Here is a 1,675-nt window from a genome sequence, read left to right on the forward strand (position 1 = left end):
GCATGTGTCGGGGAGGGGAGGCCGGACTCTATGACGGGGTGCGCGTGCCTTGTCCACGGGGGGCATGAGATGGGCGGTTGCTCCCTCCCCCTGGGGCTTGGCGGAAGCCACGAGATGAAGCGTTTTCTGGGCGGATGAGAGGTGTGTAGGGTCGGCGGACATGGACGGATCCGCGACCTTTCCCGACGTGACGCTGGCCATCCTGGCAGGGGGGCAGGGGACCCGGTTGGGAGGTGTGCCCAAGGGGCTGCTGAGCGTGGAAGGGCTCACAACCTTGGAACGGCTGCAAGCGTTCGGGTCGCATTTCGAGGACACGCTGTTGGTGGCGAATGTTTCGGAGCCGTACGAGCGCTTCGGGATCCGCACGGTGGGGGACGCCGTGAAGGGCAAGGGAGCGCCGGGAGGGGTCCACGCGGCCCTGGAGGCGGCCCGCACGCCGTGGGTGTTCGCGGTGGCGTGCGACATGCCGTTCGTGACGGAGGCCGCGGCGCGGGTGGTGCTGGACGCGCGGAGCGGGGACGTGGATGCGGTGTGCATCGAGCGGGACGGGCGGTGGGAGCCGTTGTTCGCGGCCTATCGTACGGAGCTGATGTCACGCTGGGGTGACGCGTTGGTGGAGGATCCGTCTCTGCGGGCGCTGCTGATGCGGTTCCGGACGCGGACCTTGTCCGCGGACGCATTGCGCGCGGTGGATCCGGAGCTGCGTGCCCTGGCGAACGTGAACACGCTGGAGGATCTGGTTCGTTACGGCGTCACGTTGCCATGAACCGTGCGTAGGGCATGCCGGCGCGTGGCGCCGAGCCCTGACCCAGCACGGGCAACGGGAAGCTCAGGGGCTTTCCGTCCGACGCCTCCGTGTTCCCCTCCACCTGTGCCGCGCCCAGGCCCTGGCGTTGTCCCTGGAACGTGGCCTGTGGATTTCGCGCGGACGTCTTGCCTGCCTGGATGACGGCGTAACGCGCGGCCACCGCGCCCACCGTGGTCAGTACGTCCGCCGTCACCTGCTTCCACCGTGCCCGTCCCGGCAGCACGTCCATCACCAGGCCCGCCAGCGAACACGCCCGAGACAGCGCCCACAGCGCTCCCGAAGCTCCGGTGCGCAGCGGCTTCCCCACCTCCACCACCTGCCGCGCCTCCAACTCCACCGCTTCGCGCGTGAACACCTCCGCCACCTTGCCCGCCACACGGAACCGGCGCAGCACGCGCTCCTCCGCGTCCGTATGCGGGAACAGGGACAACAAGCTCCCCGCGCTCGCGGTCGCGGAGGCCATGAAGAACAGCGGCAGCGTGCGCCCCACCTGCTGCCACAGGGGCACCGCCGTGTTGCTCACCAGCACCGCCGTGTAGCCCGCGAGCGGCAACCCCAGCACCGCGCCCATCACGCCCGCCGTGCGCCCCATGACTCCCAGGGCCCCTGGCATCCTTCGCAGCACGAACGCCGCCGTGTTCACCGCGCCCGAACCCGCCAGCACCCACGAACCCATGCTCATGGGAGACGTGGGCCGGAACACGCGCAGCATGTTCAGGAAGCGCGACGGCCGGCCCAGGTCGTGGATCAACAGCCCCGCGCTCACCATGTCCCCAACCGTCGCCACCGCGTGACAGCAGCTCCGTACGATAGGCCGCGAACAACGGCTCCCACCGCCCGTCCCGCTCGATGCACACCGCATCCACG

2 protein-coding genes are annotated in these 1,675 nt (G+C 69.9%); one reads left to right on the forward strand and one right to left on the reverse strand.

Features of this window, described 5'->3' with window-relative positions; all coding sequences use genetic code 11:
* The first annotated feature begins 160 nt into the window (after positions 1-160).
* Positions 161-766, forward strand: a complete 606-nt coding sequence (locus D7W82_RS39525; RefSeq protein WP_120623167.1) for a molybdenum cofactor guanylyltransferase — start codon at positions 161-163, stop codon at positions 764-766.
* Here the strand turns inward: D7W82_RS39525 and nrfD are convergent.
* Positions 753-1,595, reverse strand: a complete 843-nt coding sequence (gene nrfD, locus D7W82_RS39530) for an NrfD/PsrC family molybdoenzyme membrane anchor subunit (RefSeq protein ID WP_233588215.1) — start codon at positions 1,593-1,595, stop codon at positions 753-755. The two genes, D7W82_RS39525 and nrfD, sit on opposite strands and share 14 nt — an antisense overlap.
* Positions 1,596-1,675 lie beyond the last annotated feature (80 nt).

Source organism: Corallococcus sp. CA049B (assembly GCF_003611685.1).
Taxonomy (GTDB): Bacteria; Myxococcota; Myxococcia; order Myxococcales; family Myxococcaceae; genus Corallococcus; species Corallococcus coralloides.

What these genes read in the sequence shown, in the direction of transcription:
- D7W82_RS39525 (WP_120623167.1), top strand. Translation starts at nt 161, where the DNA reads ATGGACGGATCCGCGACCTTTCCCGACGTGACGCTGGCCATCCTGGCA.